The 20,236-nt window shown below is 37.0% G+C and carries 16 protein-coding genes and 1 rRNA gene; 7 read left to right on the top strand and 10 right to left on the bottom strand.

Annotated features, from left to right (window positions below):
• The first annotated feature begins 164 nt into the window (after nt 1-164).
• Entirely contained in the window at nt 165-1,826 is a 1,662-nt protein-coding gene (locus QM524_RS04930; RefSeq protein ID WP_166577937.1) for an AMP-binding protein, read from the top strand.
• 87 nt (nt 1,827-1,913) lie between these two features.
• Here the strand turns inward: QM524_RS04930 and QM524_RS04925 are convergent, their stop codons facing one another.
• Entirely contained in the window at nt 1,914-3,248 is a 1,335-nt protein-coding gene (locus QM524_RS04925; protein WP_283343734.1) for an MFS transporter, read from the bottom strand.
• Between the two features lie 130 nt (nt 3,249-3,378).
• Between QM524_RS04925 and QM524_RS04920 the strand changes: the two genes are divergently transcribed.
• Complete coding sequence (locus QM524_RS04920; protein ID WP_283343733.1) at nt 3,379-4,761, top strand: BamA/TamA family outer membrane protein; 1,383 nt, start codon at nt 3,379-3,381, stop codon at nt 4,759-4,761.
• Nucleotides 4,762-5,282: 521 nt separating this feature from the next.
• Here QM524_RS04920 and QM524_RS04915 read toward each other — a convergent pair.
• Both QM524_RS04915 and QM524_RS04910 read right to left on the bottom strand, forming a co-directional pair.
• Nucleotides 5,283-5,753 (bottom strand): LytR/AlgR family response regulator transcription factor, encoded by a 471-nt coding sequence (locus QM524_RS04915; protein ID WP_095167956.1) that lies wholly within the window; start codon nt 5,751-5,753, stop codon nt 5,283-5,285.
• Nucleotides 5,754-5,971: 218 nt separating this feature from the next.
• A complete protein-coding gene (locus tag QM524_RS04910; RefSeq protein ID WP_095167977.1) occupies nt 5,972-6,622 on the bottom strand; it encodes a response regulator in 651 nt (216 codons plus the stop codon).
• Nucleotides 6,623-6,992: 370 nt separating this feature from the next.
• Between QM524_RS04910 and QM524_RS04905 the strand changes: the two genes are divergently transcribed.
• On the top strand, nt 6,993-7,574 hold the full coding sequence (locus QM524_RS04905; RefSeq protein ID WP_283343732.1) for a hypothetical protein: 582 nt from the start codon (nt 6,993-6,995) through the stop codon (nt 7,572-7,574).
• Nucleotides 7,575-7,652: 78 nt separating this feature from the next.
• On the opposite strand, the gene QM524_RS04900 is transcribed toward QM524_RS04905, so the two are convergent.
• Both QM524_RS04900 and QM524_RS04895 read right to left on the bottom strand, forming a co-directional pair.
• On the bottom strand, nt 7,653-8,717 hold the full coding sequence (locus QM524_RS04900; RefSeq protein WP_283343731.1) for a branched-chain amino acid aminotransferase: 1,065 nt from the start codon (nt 8,715-8,717) through the stop codon (nt 7,653-7,655).
• Nucleotides 8,718-8,746: 29 nt separating this feature from the next.
• Nucleotides 8,747-9,295, bottom strand: coding sequence for a cob(I)yrinic acid a,c-diamide adenosyltransferase (locus QM524_RS04895; RefSeq protein ID WP_095167950.1), 549 nt, complete (start codon nt 9,293-9,295; stop codon nt 8,747-8,749).
• Nucleotides 9,296-9,709: 414 nt separating this feature from the next.
• On the opposite strand from QM524_RS04895, the gene QM524_RS04890 reads away from it, so the two are divergent.
• Together QM524_RS04890 and QM524_RS04885 are read left to right on the top strand one after the other, a co-directional pair.
• Nucleotides 9,710-10,222: an SdpI family protein gene (locus tag QM524_RS04890; RefSeq protein WP_283343730.1), complete on the top strand. Its 513-nt coding sequence runs from the start codon at nt 9,710-9,712 to the stop codon at nt 10,220-10,222.
• A 68-nt stretch (nt 10,223-10,290) separates the two neighbouring features.
• The gene (locus QM524_RS04885; RefSeq protein ID WP_283343729.1) at nt 10,291-11,517 is read left to right on the top strand and encodes an S-adenosylmethionine:tRNA ribosyltransferase-isomerase; all 1,227 of its coding nucleotides are present in this window, start codon (nt 10,291-10,293) and stop codon (nt 11,515-11,517) included.
• A gap of 121 nt (nt 11,518-11,638) precedes the next feature.
• Here QM524_RS04885 and QM524_RS04880 read toward each other — a convergent pair whose 3' ends face one another.
• Entirely contained in the window at nt 11,639-12,913 is a 1,275-nt protein-coding gene (locus QM524_RS04880) for a replication-associated recombination protein A (RefSeq protein WP_283343728.1), read from the bottom strand.
• Between the two features lie 121 nt (nt 12,914-13,034).
• Between QM524_RS04880 and dcm the strand changes: the two genes are divergently transcribed.
• Nucleotides 13,035-14,270: a DNA (cytosine-5-)-methyltransferase gene (dcm, locus tag QM524_RS04870; protein WP_388045223.1), complete on the top strand. Its 1,236-nt coding sequence runs from the start codon at nt 13,035-13,037 to the stop codon at nt 14,268-14,270.
• On the opposite strand, the gene QM524_RS04865 is transcribed toward dcm, so the two are convergent.
• The 3 genes from QM524_RS04865 to QM524_RS04855 form a co-directional block, all read right to left on the bottom strand.
• Entirely contained in the window at nt 14,246-15,013 is a 768-nt protein-coding gene (locus QM524_RS04865) for an Eco47II family restriction endonuclease (RefSeq protein ID WP_283343727.1), read from the bottom strand. The two genes, dcm and QM524_RS04865, sit on opposite strands and share 25 nt — an antisense overlap.
• A gap of 105 nt (nt 15,014-15,118) precedes the next feature.
• Nucleotides 15,119-16,648, bottom strand: a complete 1,530-nt coding sequence (locus QM524_RS04860; RefSeq protein WP_283343726.1) for an RtcB family protein — start codon at nt 16,646-16,648, stop codon at nt 15,119-15,121.
• Between the two features lie 452 nt (nt 16,649-17,100).
• Entirely contained in the window at nt 17,101-18,621 is a 1,521-nt protein-coding gene (locus QM524_RS04855) for a TROVE domain-containing protein (protein ID WP_283343725.1), read from the bottom strand.
• Between the two features lie 129 nt (nt 18,622-18,750).
• Here QM524_RS04855 and QM524_RS04850 point away from each other — a divergent pair, with 129 nt between their 5' ends.
• Nucleotides 18,751-19,761, top strand: a complete 1,011-nt coding sequence (locus QM524_RS04850; RefSeq protein WP_283343724.1) for a helix-turn-helix transcriptional regulator — start codon at nt 18,751-18,753, stop codon at nt 19,759-19,761.
• A gap of 361 nt (nt 19,762-20,122) precedes the next feature.
• Here QM524_RS04850 and rrf read toward each other — a convergent pair.
• Nucleotides 20,123-20,234: ribosomal RNA gene (gene rrf, locus QM524_RS04845) — 5S ribosomal RNA — on the bottom strand.
• Between the last annotated feature and the right edge of the window lie 2 nt (nt 20,235-20,236).

Genomic DNA, 20,236 nt, shown 5'->3' with positions numbered 1-20,236 from the left:
TAGTTTGTATTATGCCACCACTCTCACCAAAAAATTCAAACAAATATAATCAAAATTCAATTTTATTCTTAAATTGTCTTCAATATTTCTAAAGAAACTGTGAAACAGATATTGTTGAAAAAATGAATCAATAATATCTGTTTAGCCACAATAGCTGATTTGATATGAAAAGACAATTTAAGTCAATGGTTGAAAATTTCTGCCATTGGGAAACTCATACGCCACACAGCATTTTCCTAAAACAACCACATGGAAGTGAATTTAGGGATTTTAGCTATCATGAAGCGGGTCAACAAATTCGAAAAATAGCCCAATGGCTTCTGTTACAAAACTTACCTCCTCGAAGTAACATCGGAATTTTGTCCAAAAACTGCGCCCATTGGATTATGACAGATTTGGCCATTAGTATGGCTGGCCATGTGTCTGTTCCATTTTATCCTACTCTTACCGACGAGCAACTTCGACAGGTACTGGTTCACTCAGACTGTCAGATTTTGTTTGTTGGAAAGTTGGATTCTTGGGAATCAATGAAAAATGGTATTCCGACAAGTATTCATTGTGTCTCTTTTCCGAGTTATTACGAAGGTGCTCCGAGTGAATTCGAAAATTGGGAATCCATCACACAAACAACCCCTTCTTTGGCTTCATTCGCTTTGGCAAGTTATGAAGAGGTAAGCTCAATTGTATATACTTCGGGCACAACAGGTGTACCCAAAGGTGTTATGCTCACACATCAAGGACTGATTTCGGCATTAGAACACACCAGAGAAGTGGGACTACTGGACATCTCGAACGCTCGCTTTTTTTCGTATTTGCCACTTTGTCATATCGCAGAGCGCACTCTTGTGGAATCAGCAGGGATAGCCTCTGGGGGAACAATCTATTTTGCAGAAAGTTTAGACACTTTTGCGTCCAATCTTCAGACAGCTAATCCTACTCATTTCTTGGCTGTGCCTCGCATTTGGACAAAGTTTCAGTTGGGTATTTTATCAAAATTACCACAAAGTAAACTTGACCTTTTACTCAAAGTACCCATCGTAAAAGGGCTTATCCGAAATAAAGTAAAAAAGGGATTAGGGCTAGCTAAGGCAGAATTAATTTTGACTGGCGCCGCACCTATGCCAAGTAGCTTGCTCGAGTGGTTTCATAAGCTAGATATTCAAATCCGAGAAGCCTATGGCATGACAGAAAATATGGGCGTAGCTACGATTATGCCAACCAAATATAAAAAAGGAACCGTTGGCAAACCACATAATGGCGTTACCATCAAAATAGACCCCAATACTCAAGAGCTACTGATGAAGGCTCAATGGAATACTGTTGGGTATTACAAAGAACCCATTATGACCCAAGAGCTATTTAAGGATGGTTGGCTGGCTACAGGAGATATGGCTTCTATCGACGAAGAAGGTTATATTTCTATTATTGGGAGAGTAAAAGATATGTTCAAATCCGCAAAAGGTGAATATATTGTACCTACCCCCATCGAAGGAATGTTGGCCGTAAACCCAATTATCGAGCAAGTTTGCGTGGTGGGTACAGGCTTGCCTCAGCCTATTGCATTGGTAGTTTTATCTGAGATTGGAAAAAATACGGAAGAGGGACAACTACGGGAAGTTTTTCAAGAAATGATCAAGAGAGTTAATCCTCATTTCAAAAACTATGAACATTTGCGAAAAATAGTCATTGTGAAAGAGCCGTGGTCAGTCGAAAATAATATGCTTACTCCAACTCTTAAAATCAAGCGTAATGTCATTGAAAAACAGTATAATGGACAATTAGAAAAGTGGTTTGAAAGTCCAGAGGAAGTTATTTTCGAAAAATAATTATAGTCATCAGAGATCGGCTTTCAGTTTTGAAAAATATAAATGTTAATTTCTCAAAGCTGAAAGCCGACACCTGATTGTCCAATCTTAATGCCCTGAGCTCATACTCACAACTTGACCTGCATCCATTTTTTTGGATTTAATCAACATTGTAGCTGCTGCTGCTATCAGCAAAAATATTCCTGCAAAAGTTACCGCTTTCCCAGAATCATTATCTAAAAAATGTTCAAGAACATACCCAAAAGTTAAGTTTTGGATAATCATCGGAATTACAATCATCATGTTAATAATTCCCATATATACACCATAGCGCTCCTTTGGAATTTCGGATACAACCATCAAATAAGGTATTCCCATCATACTTGCCCAAGCTATACCAAAACCTGTCATAGGAGCAAATAGCATATATTTATTCTCAATATGTGGAAAAATCAATAGACCTACTCCTGCCATAATCAAACATAATACATGAACGAGTTTTGGACTACTTTTTTTGGCCAACCACACCAAACCAAAAGCCGACATAAACGTGGCAACATTATACCAACCATTTACCAAACCAGTCCAACCTACAGCCTCTTGATACAAATCTGGGTTTTCTTTTGGAGTTGTTTTCCAAACTGATAGTGCGATACTTTTGGAAGCATTTTGCCAATAACAAAACAGGGCATACCATTGGAACAAATACACCAAAGCCAATTGCCACATTACTTTCGGCATATCTTTAATTGCTGCTAAAATCTCAATAATAGGTTCTAATAAACCACCTTTGTGCGCTCGTATTTTAGCTAATTCTTCATCGCTTGGGGGTATTTCTTCCGTTTTTGACATCGACCACAGTACCGAACCTATCGAGCATAAAGAACCTAAAAAGAATGAACCAAATACCCAATATGGAATTTGCCCGTAAGAGCCTGTAATATTTTTTTGGAAAACAAAAAGAGATACGTTTGCTAAAGTAATACCTAAACCCGTAAAGAAACTTTGTGTCAAGAAACCTGTTGCTTGTTGTTCTTCTGGTAAAATATCCGCAATAAATGCACGATATGGCTCCATAGCGGTATTATTTCCTGCATCCAATACCCATAACAAGCCTGCTGCCATCCACAATGAACTACTAAAAGGATAGATAAAGAGTGTCAAACTACAAAGGAGTGCTCCGATAAAAAAGAAAGGCTTGCGACGCCCCCAACGAGGATGCCAAGTCTTATCACTCAAAGCCCCAATAAGTGGTTGAATTAATAAACCTGTCACTGGACCTGCTAGATTCAAAAGTGGTATTTCGTCGGGACTTGCCCCCAAAAAGTCATAGATAGGATTTACGGCACTTTGTTGGAGTCCGAAACTATATTGTATGCCAAAAAATCCCACATTCATATTAATGATTTGTGAGAAGGTAAGTGAAGATTTTAAGGATTTCATAAAAATGGCTAATTTGTGGAAATAGAAAACAATAATAAGAATAAATTAGCTTTATTTAAGAAACTTTTTTAATTATTTAAGTTTACTAAACCTAAGCCCCAAATTTGCTCGATCGCTTACTTTTAATAATATGTTTTTAGTAACTCTATTTTGCAATCTTCTTCATTTTTTACAGCCTGTCGAAAGTGATTCAACCCTTGTTATTCGTCATATTTCTCTACAAGGAAATCAACGTACCAAGGCATATATCATTCGACGAGAGCTAGACTTTCATGAAGGCGATACAATTCATCTAAATGATTTAGCAAAAAGAGTTGAATTAAATAGAAGAAAGATCTTCAACACAAGCCTATTCAATTTTGTTGAAATTAAATATAAAAAGGATAGCCTCTCTCAGGATTTGGACATGTTGATTAAAGTTCAAGAACAGTGGTATATCTTGGGTTATCCAAATATCCAAATTGCTGACCGAAACTATAATGAATGGTGGAGTCGTGGTGGCAGACTAGATCGATTAATATTTGGGGCAAATGTTACACACGCCAATTTTAGAGGTCGTGCCGAAAAGTTAATCTTGAATGCAGAAGTAGGCTTCACACAAAAACTAGAGCTTTTTTATCGAATTCCCTATATCGACAAAGCTCAAAAAACAGGTTTAGGATTAGGCATTTCTTATTCTACCAATAAAAATGTGGCCTTTGGCACTTTGCACGACACCTTGAGCTATATCAAGTCAGAAAATAGCCTACGCCAGAGAATTTATGCTTTTGCTCAACTCAAAAAACGCTATCATTTTTACGACAATCACACCCTTGAACTTCGGTATAATCAAAACTGGGTAGCTGATACTATCAGAAAAGCTAATCCTAATTACTTTTTGGAAGGAGCTAATACCCAACGCTATCTTCAATTGAGCTATTATTTCAATTACGATTTTAGAGACAATGTCGTTTTTCCTTTACGAGGCTACCGACTTGAGCTATATCTCAACAAGCTCGGACTATTACCTTCCGATAATATTAATCAACTAGATTTTACACTTACCGCCAATAAATACTGGGCATTAGCCAATAATCTATTTTTGAATGTTGGAGCTGAGGGCAAAATATCTTTTCCCAATAGACAACCCTTCTTCAACACGAGAGGATTGGGTTATGGCACAGACTTAGTTCGAGGTTATGAGCTATATGTGATTGATGGGCAGAAGTATGCTTGGGCAAGAATGAATTTAAGAACCAAACTTTTGGATAAAACCCTAACAATTAGATGGATTAAGTCCTCTCAGTTTAATCGAATTCCTATCCAAGTCTATCCAAATTACTTTGTTGACTGGGGATATGTACAAAACGAATATACAAACAAGAACCTTAGTTCATTAGCCAATAGACCATTATATTCCACAGGCTTGGGAGTGGATGCCGTAACCTATTACAATCTTGTTGTAAAATTGCATTGGGCTATCAATAGAGAAGGAAAATCTGGAATTATTTTCAATATTACTCGAGAATTCTAGTGAAAAGGCAGTGGGCAGTGGGCAGTGGGCAGCAGAAAAAATCGTATTAGGTATTATCTACTCCTTTTTGACAAATATTTTACAGGCTACTTTAAATACTTGGGAAGACGCAAGTATTACTTCTCTACAATCATAAAAAATAATTCACAACTCCGCATTAGGTACGTACGAAGGATAATAAAACCATTTATTTCGGATATCGGATGGTGGATTTCGGAAGTGTAAACTTCTATATTTTGTAAAAAATACAGGTATTTTTCTTTATTTCCGAAATCAGAAATCCAAAATCCGCAATTGTTAGAATTCCTTCGTACACTACTAACTCAGCATATTCATTCAATATTCTTGACCCATATAAAAGACAAAAGGAGACGTTAAGAACATCTCCCTGTGCAAATTAATAGTTCTACACCTATTATCTTAAATATTTTCTAGCTGGATTAGCTATTATTAAAAACATGGGGCGACAAGGGTCGCCCTTGTTTCCTAAATACCTAACCACTAATATTTTTTACTATGAATTAGTTTTCAAAATATTGACGTCTTTTTTCCAAGAAGTCTTTTTTCTTACGACGAGATACGCTAATCTTTGCTCCACTTTTCAACTCCACAAACATATCCTCTTTTACGTCGTATTGAACAATGTAGTTCAGGTTAACCGCAAATGACTTGTGAACTCTCACAAACATTTCGGCATCTAATTTACTCAAAAAATCTTTCATTGTACGAGAAACTAGTAAGTTTTTTCCATTACTGAAGTAAAACTTAGTATAATTGCTCGTTGCTTCGAGATGAGTGATGTCTTTCCAAGCCACAGAAATGCTTTTTTTGCAGCAAACGGGCAAAGAAATAAAACCTTCTTTGATATTCTCACGTTTTACAACGTCAGAAATTTTTGGTAGACGAAGTGTCTCCAGTGAGTAGGCATTGTATTCTGTTGATGGTACAGATACAGCAATAGAGGGCAAGTTAGAAATTCTTGATGTTACCATGATAGTTATAAGTTACGTTCGGAAAATATATAATTTTAAAGGACTATGTCATGGTTAGGTAAATTGGTATCACAAAATTCTTCATTTTTATGGTACCTGTCAATCACATCATGATGTGATACCTATCCCCCAACGCCTCTAACAATCACTAAATCAATATATTTTCTCTTCGTAAAATACTACTTTCAGTATTTAACACTATCTATGGTTTCCAATTTCTAAACAATTCTTTCATGAATTGCCTTTGCTACGGCCTCTGTTTGCGAGTGAACATGTAACTTATCGTAAATCTTTTTGATGTGCGAACGTACAGTGTCCATGGTTATACCACATTTGTCAGCAATCATCTTGTAGCTATTCCCTTTGACCAATAAATTAAGGATTTCGGTTTCGCGTTCGGTAAGCTTATATGATACGTTATCTGCTACACGAGGTTGCTGTTGAGGTAACATTTGTAGCACTTTTCTAGCTATACTAGAGGTCATAGGTGCTCCACCGTGATGCGCATCAATGATTGCTTCAAGCAATTTGGTCGGAGGAGTTCGCTTGAGCATATACCCAACCGCTCCTGAACAAATGGCCTCAAAAATATTTTCGTTATCGTCAAATACCGTGAACATCAATACGTTAACCTGTGGTGCTATTCTTTTGATCGTCTTCAGACCATTTATACCATTGGCAACGGGCATGTCAATATCCATCAATACCACGTCGGGTTTGTATAAGTTTACTTGTGACTCTACATTTTCGCAATTCACAAAAGCTCCGACTAATTCAAAACCCATAGAGCCTCTCAAGAGTACCGAAAGGCTCTCTCGAAGGTCTGGATTATCTTCATACACTACTATTTTGATGGGTGCTGTATCCATGTTTAATTTTCCTTTATTGATTAATTCCAAGTAGTAATAGATGTTTTTGCTTTCAATGGCGAATAAAACCCGTGATAAGCGTCATAAATATACAAAGAAAAGCTAGAGATAGCCTTCAATCAGAGGATAAAATGAGTTAACGCCACATCATCATGTGATATGTGTATATTTGCCATGAGCACAAAAGCTCATAAGCTATTTTTTTTCTGTTATTAATACGATTAATCACAGATTCATTCGGCAAGACTCTCATTTGTGGAGTATTAATAGAAACCTAACAAACGACTCAGAAAGTTTTCTTACCTTTGTCACAATACTTTTACTGCATATTTGTTAACCATACATAGTGTTACTCAATCATTCATTTATTGTGAAAAAACAAATACTTCTCTTCTGTTCTATTTTTCTTTTAGGTGGATTACAAGCTTGCCAAGAAAAGAAAAGTAACGACCAAATTCAAGTCAATAGTCTCGATGCTACTACCAATAACAAAGGCGCTGATTTGAATAACTACTCTCCTATTTTTCAGTCAATTCTAAAATCAGATGCTGGAATGGCTAGAGGGGTATCGCTAGGTGATACTTTTGATGGTATCAAAGAAAGTACGCTTCCTTCTGAAACGCAACCAGACAATGGTCGTAGCTATACAGAGTATTTTGATAATACTGATCTTAATTTTGCGGATATCCTATACAGTAAAGATAATGCCAACAAAGTAAGTGAAATTGCGATTGATGTTTACATAGAAAAACAACCTACGGTAGACAGTCTTTTTCAGGAATTCAAATCGTACTTTAATAAGAAGTATGGTGCAGGAACAGACAAACCCAAAGCTACCTCTTGGGAAATTGCCAACGGAAAGCAAATGCTAGTACTTCAAAATGTAAGTACGCAAAAAGACCCAGGCTTTAAAATTGTATTTGCTAATAAATCGGACAAAGAAGTTCAATAAGTCATAACAAACAAAAAGGAGTCCTGTGAAATTTCACAGGACTCCTTTTTGTTTGGTCAGAAAATGATTTTCCAATCATTACACTTTATATACCCAACCTCTTGAATCTTCTTTCACGCCCAAACGAATTGAGTTAATTTCTTCATAAACTCTTTTCGAGAATGCATCTGCTGGGCGCTCAGGTAATTCGTAGTCTTGTCCTTCAAAACCAATCGTTGAAATTGGAGCAATAACAGCTGCTGTACCAGCACCAAATGCTTCTTGTACCTTACCTGCTTTAATTCCTTCTACTAACTCAGCAACTGACAATTGGCGTTCTTCAACTTCCATACCCCAGTCACGAGCGATTTGTAAGACAGATTTACGAGTAACACCGTCCAAAATAGTATCGCCTGTTGGTGCTGTAACTAATTTGTTATCAATCACAAACAATAAATTCATTGTTCCTGCTTCTTCTACATATTGGTGTGTAGCTGCATCGGTCCAAATGATTTGGTCATAGCCTTCTTGTGCTGCCAACTGAGTTGGGTACAATGAGCCACCGTAGTTACCTGCATTTTTCGAGAAACCAACACCACCGTGAGCAGAACGAATATATTGCGTTTCAACTTTCACACGCAAAGGCTTGCTGTAATAAGCCCCTACTGGACAATTGAAAATCATAAACTTATACGTTTTTGAAGGAGTAACGCCTACGTATTCGTCTGTCGAGAACATAAATGGACGAATATACATTGAACATCCAGGCTTAGCAGGGATCCATGCAGAATCTAGTTTCAACAATGCAGAAAGACCTTCCATGAAGATATCCTCTGGAATTTCTGGCATGCACATACGTACAGCTGACTTGTTCAAACGAGCCCAGTTATCGTGCGGTCTAAACACGAGGATTTCACCTTCAGCATTTTTGTAGGCTTTCATACCTTCAAAAATTGCTTGACCATAATGTAGCGACATCATCGCTGGCGTATAAGAAATAGGACCATAAGGTACAATCTGAGGCGTTTGCCAAGCACCATCTTTGTAATCAACCACCAACATGTGGTCAGCAAACGAGCGTCCAAAAACTAGGTTGTCGAAATCAACCGCATCAATTCTCGATTTCTCAATCTGATGAATTTCGATTTGCACTGTATCTGTCATATTAATATTGCGTTATGCTATTTTCTCAACTAAACTCTGGCTTTCCAAGCCACTTCTGCCACACCGAGTTGTTTGGCCATAAAACGGCAAAGTATAAATAAATAATCGGATAGCCTATTCAAATATCGGATAACCAAGTAATCGGTATCGTTTTCTTCTGCTAATCGTACTACTTGACGTTCGGCTCTTCGGCATACGGTTCTGGCAACATGCCCAAACGATACATGTTGATGCCCACCTGGCAAAATAAAGAATCGCATAGGTTCTAAGTCTTCATTCATGACATCCATTGCTTTTTCCAAAGCTTCGATATCACTCTCGTGCAAATCAGGAATTTGTTTCTTTGTTTGCTCTGGTTCTGAAGCCAATATCGAACCAATGGTAAATAATCTATCTTGGATTTCCTTTAAAAGAGCTTTTTTGTCGGTATTTACTTCAAAATCGCCCAATAACCCAATGTAAGCATTCAGTTCATCAACTGTTCCGTAAGCTTCTATTCGTAATTCAGCTTTCGAAATTCTTGTGCCTCCTACCAACGAAGTTGTCCCTCGGTCACCACTTTTTGTATAAATTTTCATGAAGAACTTAACCGTCAAAGTTTTACAACTAACCTAAATTTTTACCTCTCGAAGCTAATTCATAGCCAATCAATTAGCCCAAATGCTTAATAATACAAAGCTATGTTTTTTTTGAGGATTTTTGCTTATAAAATTGCAAAAAATAATTGTTATAACAACAAAATTTTATTTGGCATAAATCCTTCAAACTCTACCCTATTCCTATTCGTCACCAAACATCCTAATGTGATTAGTCAAGAACTGAAAAAAGTCAATCGAGAATTGTTTTCACAAAATTAGAAAACCTAAGCTTTCTGAAGTAATTTTGCGGTCTGAAAAATGGGGATTTGGTCGCTCAGTCTCATGTCATTGGTTCATAAAACGTAAATCTGACTAAATCACAACCCTACCAACGATAAGAGACAGTCTGAAAAAATGAGTATAGAATTATTTATCTCGAGAACGTGGCGTTATGCCTCTATGTTAGCCTTTGCGCTAATATTGTTGTTTACCTATCGTGGCCTGCCAGATTATACAGCAGTTCACTTCGGGCCAAATGGTAGAGGTGATGGCTTCTTACCCAAAGACGAAATCTTCTATCTCTTCTTAGCCATTTCACTGGTTGTCAATATTTTGCCTATTACCTTGGCAAAAATGATCCTTAAATTACCAGATACTTCTTTTTCTTGGATTCCTAATAAAAAATGGTTAGCCAATCGTAAAGACTTGAATGCTGCCATTGGCAACTGGTTGAACTTTCTACCTGCTTTTATCAATACTTTTTTGATTTTAGTACTCCGTGCTATTTTGACTCTCAACGACGATCGCAGTTTTAATACTAGTTATACTTATTTGCTAGTGGTTGGCGTAGCACTTACATTAGCTTGGTTATTTTATTTGCCTATCAAATTGTTATATACCAATCCAAGTGTAATAGAAGAAGATTAATTTGACAAAGCTAATCGCTCAAATTCCGACATTAAAAGTATCGGTACAAATACTTAATTAACAATACCATGAACGAGCTTTCTATAACAGATATTAAATTATCTGATTATACTTATGAGCTTCCTGATGAAAGAATTGCTAAATTTCCCTTGTCTGAAAGAGACCAGTCTAAGCTACAGGTATATAATCAAGGTGAAATCACGCATACTCAGTTTTATCAAATCGCAGACTATCTTCCAGAAGGTAGTCTGTTGGTTTTTAATAATACCAAAGTTATTCCAGCAAGAATACACTTTCAGAAACCTACGGGAGCTACCATTCAAATTTTCTTATTACATCCCATTGCCCCTACTGCGGTTATTAACTTGGCAATGGAGGTAAGTGATAGCTGTATTTGGGAATGTATGATTGGTAACAAAAAACGTTTTAAGAAAAACGATATTCTTCAGCGTACTCTACAAGTCAATGGTAATGAAGTAGTTGTATCAGCCAAATTAGCCGATGAGGAGCAAAATCATGTCGAGCTCTCTTGGCAAAATTTGAGTAATGATACTCCTATTCTATTCGTAGATTTGATTCAATCATTGGGTGAAATCCCTTTGCCTCCTTACTTGAATCGCGAAACAGAATCATCTGATTATGAAACTTATCAGACTGTTTATAGCGAGAAAAAAGGAGCTGTAGCTGCACCAACCGCAGGATTGCATTTTACAGAACAAGTTTTACAAAAACTTCAGCAAGCTGGTTTTAAACAAGATTTTTTGACACTTCACGTTGGTGCGGGAACTTTCCAACCTATCAAAGTCGAAAATATTGTAGAGCACCGCATGCATAATGAGCAGATTGTTTTTTCTAGAAAAAATCTTCAGAATTTACTCCAACATGAAGGACCGATTATTCCAGTAGGTACCACTTCGATGCGTGCGCTCGAAAGTTTGTATTGGTTTGGGGTAAAATTAGGGAAAGGTGACTCTGATTTTTTGATAGAAAAACTCTATCCATATCATCATACTAAAACACTTCCTAGTCGACAAGAATCATTTGCCACAATCCTCAATTTTATGGAAAGCAATGATATTGAAGAGCTTACAGGAGAAACCGAAATATTTATTTTCCCTGGTTATCATTTCAAGGTTTGTAGAGGAATTGTTACCAATTATCATCAACCTGAAAGTACTTTGGTATTACTTATCGCTGCCCTTATCGGCGAAGATTGGCGTAAAGTATATCAAGAAGCTATGGATAAAGACTATCGCTTTTTAAGTTACGGCGACTCATCGCTGTTGTTGCCGTAAATAGTAAGTTGTAAATAATAGTATCTTATACTAACTGCTTACCAGTCGGCTATCAGCTTTGGGCAAACGAAACAAGATTTTTCATTTGCCCAAAGCTGATAGCCGAAATCCCAAAGCCCTTTTAATACTGATACCACTCTCCCCAATCATTCCGCAGTTTTTGACGGATTTTTTCTTCTGCTGAATTCTGCTGAGGTTCAAAAAGCTTTGTTTTTTCTATTTCTTTAGGAAAAAACTCTTGCTCAGCAAAATTCCCTTTATAGTCATGGGCATATTTGTATCCTTTTCCATAATCTAGTGACTTCATGAGTTTTGTTGGAGCATTTCGCAAATGCAGTGGTACCGGAAGATTACCCGTTTGTCTAACCAATTCTTGAGCCTCACCAATAGCCAAATAAGCCGAATTACTTTTAGGAGAGGTTGCCAAATAAATGACCGCCTCCGACAAGATAATCCTAGATTCGGGCATACCAACCACGCGAATCGCCTGAAAGCATGTGTTAGCCATCAGAAGAGCATTGGGGTTAGCTAATCCAATATCTTCAGCAGCCAAAATAACCAAGCGTCTTGCTATGAATTCTATATCTTCGCCTCCCTCCAACATGCGAGCCAACCAATACACAGCCGCATTAGGGTCTGACCCACGAATAGACTTAATAAATGCCGAGATAATATCATAATGTTGCTCGCCATCTTTGTCATACATCGCAATGTTTTGTTGCAACTTATCTACTACCATTTCATTGGTAATCTTCAGCGATTCTCCAGCCTGCTGGAAATTTGTCACCAATTCAAGGATATTATATAACTTTCGACCATCGCCTCCTGAAAACTGCAAGATAGCATCATACTCTACGATTTCTATATCTCTATTTTTCAAAAAACTATCTTTCAACAAAGCCTGATTTAACATCAAAATCAAATCATCTTTTTCCAAAGATTTTAGTACATATACCTGACAACGAGATAACAAAGCCGAAATTACCTCAAAAGATGGATTTTCGGTGGTAGCACCAATCAGCGTTACCACTCCTTGCTCAACTGCCCCCAGTAAGGAATCCTGCTGTGATTTTGAAAAACGGTGAATCTCATCGATAAATAAAATTGGCGAAGGCGTATCAAAAAACTTCTGTTTTTTGGCAGAATCTATAGTTTCGCGAATATCCTTTACCCCCGCACTAATGGCAGAAAGTGTATGAAAAGGGCGTTTCAACGTTTTGGCAATGATACTAGCCAAAGTAGTTTTGCCAACCCCAGGAGGTCCCCACAAAATAAAGGAAGGAATACGACCAGCCTCAACAGCTCTGCGCAAAACAGCTTTTTCTCCAACCAAATGGTCTTGACCCACATAATCATCAAGCGTCTGCGGACGCATCCTTTCGGCTAATGGTTGCATGATTTCTATCTTTTTTATTCAAATAAAACATTCTCAGCTTCAAAATAAATCCAAAACAAATTGTTTATCAAAAAAAATAGCCTAATTTTGTAACCATTGTATAAGGTTAAACAAGGTGGTTATGGATGATTTTTTAACACTAAATGAGGCGGCTGAAATATTAGGCAAAAGTAAAGAAACTTTGAGAAGATGGGATAGAGAAGGTAAACTTCAAGCCGTACGCGAACCAATGAGCAACTATCGTGTGTATTCTCGAGAGCAATTAAATATTTTTAATGATTTTATCAAATCAAAAGAAGATAAAGAAATTTCCAACTACGAAAAACCTTTATATCCCTATTCTGTAATAGAGCTTTTTGCGGGTGCAGGTGGATTAGCTATTGGCCTCGAACAGGCTGGTATAGAGTGTACTGCTTTGAATGAAATTGATAAATGGGCTTGTGAAACATTAAGACGTAACAGACCGCACTGGAACGTGCTAGAAGGAGATATAAAAAGCTTTAATTTTTCAGAATATCACAACCAAGTCGATTTGGTCACAGGAGGATTTCCCTGTCAAGCTTTCAGTTATGCAGGCAAGAAACTGGGTCTTGATGATGCCAGAGGAACATTGTTCTACGAGTTTGCCAGAGCTGTACAAGAAATCAATCCATTGATTTGTGTAGGTGAAAATGTACGAGGGTTGCTAAGCCATGAGAATGGAAAAACGCTTCAAGGCATGATTTCCATTTTGAATGAAATTGGCTACAATGTCGTTCCTATCCAAGTATTAAAAGCTGTCAATTATAAAGTTCCTCAAAAACGTGAGCGACTTATATTAGTTGGAATCAGAAAGGATATAGATATTCCATTTGAATATCCCAAACCTTATAAAAAAATATACAACCTTTCAGATGCTTTAAAAAAGGGTGAGCTTTTTGACACTGATGTACCTGAATCAGATGGTGCAAAATATCCAAAATCTAAAAAAGTTGTCTTAGACCTTGTGCCTCCTAAAGGCTATTGGCGTGATTTGCCTTTGGATGTTCAAAAGAGTTATATGGGTAAAAGTTTTTATTTGGGTGGTGGTAAAACAGGAATGGCTCGTAGAATTGGCTGGGACGAACCTAGTCTCACACTGACTTGCTCTCCTGCTCAAAAACAAACAGAGCGCTGTCATCCAGAAGAAACTCGTCCATTCACCGTACGTGAATATGCTAGAATCCAGACATTTCCAGACGACTGGAAATTTGCAGGTTCTACCTCTCAACAGTACAAGCAAATAGGTAACGCTGTACCTGTCAATCTTGGTCGAGAGGTAGGGTATTCAATTGTGAAGTTTTTAAATCAGTATTACAGTTTATCAAAACCTAAATAATACTGGTAATTTTCATAAGTAATTTCATTAAGGATGGTTCGACCAGATTTGTCTGAACCATCCTTAATTTCATTTAATGCAGAGTTTTGCTTTTTCTCTGACTCTTCAACCCGAATACTTTTCAGATAATCCTCTATCACTTTTGGTAAAACGCTATACAATTGAAATAGTGCATTATCAACTCCAGTAAGTAGTCGATAAAATTGGTCTCCTGATATTTTATAAACCCTACTATGACTATATTCTTTACCATTAATGATACTAACCCACTTTTCACAAAAACTTTGTGTAGCTAGTATTTGTACCCAATAACACTTGGCTTGTTTATTGTCATCAGCATATCGTTTCAACTTTTGAAATAGACTTTCAGCAGCACTACTATTCATCGTATTGTGCTTATTTTTAATATCTGCAAATAGTGTATTGTCTATAGCTTTAATATCAAAACCACTCAAATTGCCTTTTTCATAGCCTACTATTCCTCCTAATATTTCCTCATGAAAGGTTCCAATTGAATTATTAATTGATTTGTCTACTTGACGTAAAATCTCAGCCTGAATTAATGCTTCCTCATCCATATTATTGAATTTCACATCAAAAACCATTTTAAAGGCATCAATTTTATTACTGTAGAATTTCTTTTTATTAATATCATTTTTTGCCTTTTGATAGGATTGATAAAGATTAGCAACACAATTCAATAAGTGCTCGTCGCTAATAAATGATAAATAGGTATTTGCCATAGATATTATGTTAAAATTTTCGGTCAAAAATAGAATTTATTCATAACAAAGCCTCCTATTTTCAGAAAAACTCCTGAGAATAGAAGGCTTATTGTTCAAAAGATACTAATCTTCTGCCTTTTCACGACCGTCGGCCATTCGTACAATTTTGGGACTAAACTGCGCTAGTACTTGTACTAAATCAGTTTGAGCATCCATTACTTTTCGAATATCCTTATACGCTTGTGGAGCTTCATCTAAGTCGGCACCAATGAGCTGGACTTGTGCTTTTTTTAATTCTGCCTGCAAATCATCTTTTGTCAGCATACCCAATGCTTTGGTTCTTGACATTTTACGACCTGCGCCATGCGAAGCAGAATTTAATCCCTCTGATGTACCTTTTCCTCGAATCACATAGCCAGGCTGAGTCATCGAGGCAGGAATAATCCCTAAATCTTGGCTACCAGCGGGCGTAGCTCCTTTTCGGTGCACAATTACTGGAGTTCCATCAGCAAGACGCTCTTCCCATGCAAAATTATGGTGGTTCTCGATTCGCTTCAGTGGGTTTTGATTGAGGGCAGCAGCAATTTTATGATGAATCTCATGGTGATTGGCTGAGGCATAATCTCCCGCTAAATTCATAGATAACCAATATTCTTGCCCTTCTTCGCTATTCATATCTAACCATGCCAAATGTTTAGCCTCCTTAGGAAGTCTAGTTTTTTCCATCGCTATTTTTGAATAATGATTGGCAATAGCACCACCAAATCCTCTTGACCCCGAATGTGACAATAAGGTAAGGTATTTTCCTACAGGCAAATCCATTAATTCGTCTTGCTCTAAAACCTCTAAAACACCCCATTCAACAAAATGATTACCCGTTCCTGAAGTTCCTAATTGTCGATAAGCTTTATCTTTTAAGTCTCGAATTAACTTTGTTGCAGTCCATTCCGAGCGGTCAAAAAGTGTATCATCATATTTTTGCTTCGACTCTGAACCCATCCCAAAGAAGCTATGGTATTCAAGCATTTTTTTCAACAATTTATCTTCTCGTTGAATCATCGACACAGGTAAATCAAATACGCTCATACACATACGGCAGGCAATATCCACCCCTACAGCATACGGAATCACGGTATTTGCTGTCGTTGCCAAAACTCCGCCAATAGGCAATCCATATCCTTGATGTGCATCGGGCATCAGTGCTCCAGCTATTGAAATTGGTAATTTCATCGCTGTTTGCATTTGGTCCAAGGCGCCTTGCTCTATGTAATTTCCTCCGTAAATTCGGTAGGATAATGCTTCTTCTCTTAGGTCAAAATAGTTTTCTGACTGACGACCCGTTTTAGGTAATTCATATTTAGGTTTGTTTTTTTCTGCCTCCAACAAGGATTGTCCGTATTCTGATAAAACAAGCTCTTGACCTATTTCTTTCAAATGCTTGGTGTAGAGCGCCAAATTGGTCAGTTTGTTTTTAGAAAAACTAAACTTCTTTGGCGAATCTATCATTTGAGCAAACAATAACAATATATGAGATTTGGGATAAACCCCATTATTTAACAAACCATTGGCTACCCTCAAGAATTTTGGGTAGGCTTCTTCATGATGTACACCCAATTGTTGTAAGTCTTCTTGGGTAATGATTACTGTTTCCATTTTTTTAGAATTTGTATAATTGTTTTGTAAGAGATGTAGAACTATTTAAAGGGAAATAAAGAGGTAACAAGCAAAAAGCGATTTGTGCTATCATTCAACATAAGTTATTGAAATGAAGGATTCGAACCTCAGCACACTGCCAACGAAGTAACGCTTTTTTACGACACTCTTTAAAATCTTAAAAAACCAGAGGCAATGAGCAAAGAACGATGATAAAAGGAGTCGATTACATTCGAAGTATCGCTCTTTTACGGCACTCTGGTTTTTTTTGTAAAAGCAATAGGCAGGTCGAGAACGGGGCATTGCAAGCTGGAGTCGAACCAGATGACCTCATTGTATTACTCAATCACACCATTCCTCCCCTATATTGGAGCGAAGTATCTCAACCTTACGGCATTTTACAAAATCTTCAGTATGATATCCTTATTCTTAGAACTTAATACATAGGTACTTTACAAATCTATTCCTTGAATAAAATCTACAATACCTTGTCCATTTTCTAGGGCATCGAGTACTTCAAAAATTTTATCTGACCAGCCCGCCAACAAATACACATCTCCTGATTCTACTCTCATGGGACTTTGACCATAACCAGCTAAATCAAAAAGATATAACTTTGCTTTCGGAAATTTCCTTTTATAGTTTTGCCAAGCCGTTTTAATGCTGTTCGCATCTCTATTTTGGCTATTCCATAACTGTGTATCCGTAAAAATCATCACTTTATCAGCTTGATATTCACGCTTTAACAAATCTTCAATCACCAAATGTGCATTTGTTGAATATCCCACCTCTCCTTCACGTTGATGAAATGCTGCGACATTCGATAAAATACTTTTACTCGGCATTTGAATCACTTTCCAAGTATCTCCAAACATCCCCATAACTACATTTTTACAACGGTTTTGCAAGAGCATTGCCAATAACAAACCTATATCATAATACATCAGACTACTTTTTGCAGATAATTTTTGTTGCATCGAGCCTGACACATCACAAGCCAAAACAACTTTGGTATCGTTATCAAAACCCTTGATGTTTTGAGCGCTTAATAGCATCGCTTTTTCTAAAGCATCAATAACCCTAGTCACTCTACCATCGGTTATATTACTCAATTCTCGATAGGCAGACCAATATCGAAAAGGTAGCTGTTTGGCAGTTCTGACGGCATTTTCTTCAGATAAATAAGATAAAACCATATCCAAACATTCATCCGAAATATTACTTTCCAGCATATTTCTAAGATTTCTCAGCAAAGCCATATACCCTACTTTCTTGCTCAGAATCAGCTCTTCCCATTTAGCTCTGAAGGCTTTATTTTTTGCCTTTTCACTTCCAAAATGAAGCTGTCCAAGTGCAGAAAGTTCTGTCTCCCAAGTATATGCTGTAGACAAGGTATTCTGAGTGATTTTATCAAAAACAACTTGTTGAGCTAAGTCCTTAGGTTTCGGATGCACCAAAAACAAGGCATCTCTTAATTTTACCTCCGTATTTTGATTATACTTGGCAAACTGGTATTCATCAAAACGATTAAATGCTTTTGCCAAACCTTTTTGAATCTGTTTTGAAAGTCGATTGAGTCGCTTTGTTCCTGTCCTTTTGTTGGTTTGCTGATAATAAGCCAGAGTCTCAGTGATCTCATCTGGTCGCAAAACTATTTGCTCAATAGCTTTTCCAACCCAAGCTCCTGCATCCGCTTTTTTGGCTAACTCTACCGAAAGCACAATTGGCACAGAACGCAAGTTCATCGAGCGACGAGCATACACTGCCAGTTTAGCACAATATTCTGGTGACACTTTTTCAATCAATTGCTGTAGGCGTATTAATCTTTCTTCTGCTTTTTCATAGAAACTGTCATGAAGCAGGCTTGTCACCGTAGCACTATATAATTCCATTTCTGGACTCAACTGATACGAAGGTGCTCCTTCATAATTTTTGAGAATAGTATTGGGCTTCTTTAAGAAATTGAATTTCATGACATTAGGTTGTTTTAAATTTCTAATACAAAATTGCAGTGTATCTACGCAGTCTTTTTGCGTAGTTCTATTTATTTTTACTTTTTTGTAAAAAATATTTCAAAAACTCATAAAAAGTGTGCTTTAAATATGCCAACTAATAGAAATGCTCTCATTCGCTACAAAACAATCGATGCTTGTTTACAGAATCGTCAGCGAAAATGGACTTTAGAAGATTTAATAGAAAAGGTATCTGATGCACTCTATGAGTATGAAGGAATAGATAAAGGAATCAGCTTGCGTACTATTCAAGCAGATATTCAAGTCATGCGCAGTGACAAATTAGGATATGAAGCACCGATAATCGTTGTTGATAAAAAATATTATACCTATGCTGACCCCAATTTTAGTATTACAAAATCACCAATTACCCAAACAGACCTTATTCAAATGAATGAGGCGTTATCATTATTAAAGCAATTCAAAGGTTTTTCGCATTTTGATCAATTGAGCGAGGTAGTCAATAAGTTAGAAGAACATGTTTATAGTGCACAAGAAAAGCGAAGTTCAATTATTGATTTTGAAAAAAATGAAAACCTGAAGGGACTTTCTTATTTAGACTATCTTTATCATGCTATTTTAGCCAAAAAAGCACTTATCATAACTTACAAATCATTCAAAGCACGGCAAGAAGGAGTTTTTGTATTCCACGGATGGTGGTTAAAAGAATTTAAAAACCGTTGGTTTCTAGTAGGAAAAAGGAAGGAACAGGAAAGCGTTTTACACCTTGCTTTGGACAGAATACAAGAAGTTCACGTCTCTGAAGACATTCCTTACCTACCAAATGATGTCATTGTTCAAGAAGAATTCTATAAAAATACCATTGGAGTTACGGTAAATAATCTTCGTCCACAACAAATAGTATTAACGTTTACCCCTTTGCATGCCCCTTATGTAATTACGAAACCTTTACATCATTCACAAAAAGTTATCGAGGAAAATGAAAGAGGACTCACCATTGAATTAGCATTACAAATCAATTTTGAGTTAGAAAAAGAAATTTTAGGATTCGGTGATGGAGTTGAAGTTTTAGCTCCTCTAAAGCTAAGAAAGGTAATTCAAGGTAGATTAAATCGTGCTTTAAAGTATTATCAATCATAAAGAACAACATGATTTCTAGCCTTATTCCAACCTGTTAGAGCATAAGAATATATAATCTGCTGATTTCTAGCAAAATACATAAGCCACTCTTTCGGAGTGGCTTATGTATTTGTTAATATTTTGGAGCTTTTTTACTTTTCAGTATTGATCGGGGCGCGCAGCCTGCAATATCTTCAACGGGACTGAGCCTTGTAAAACAAAAAAGCCACTCTTTTGGAGTGGCTTCTGTCTTTGTAATATTTTGGAGCTTTTTTACTTTCCCGCATTGATCGGGGCGCGCAGCCTGCAATATCATCAACGGGACTGAGCCTTGAAAAACAAAAAAGCCACTCTTTCGGAGTGGCTTGTGTTTGTTATAATATTTTGGAGCTTTTTTACTTTCCCGCATTTGATTGCAGTATCATCAACGGTACTGGGCTTAACTGCTCTGTTCGAGATGGGAAGAGGTGAACACCAGTCCTATCGGCTCCATAAA

This window comes from Flectobacillus roseus (assembly GCF_030056595.1).
GTDB classification, from domain to species: Bacteria; Bacteroidota; Bacteroidia; order Cytophagales; family Spirosomataceae; genus Flectobacillus; species Flectobacillus roseus.
Note: the sequence above shows the minus strand (reverse complement) of the source record. Positions and strands in the feature narration are given on the sequence as shown.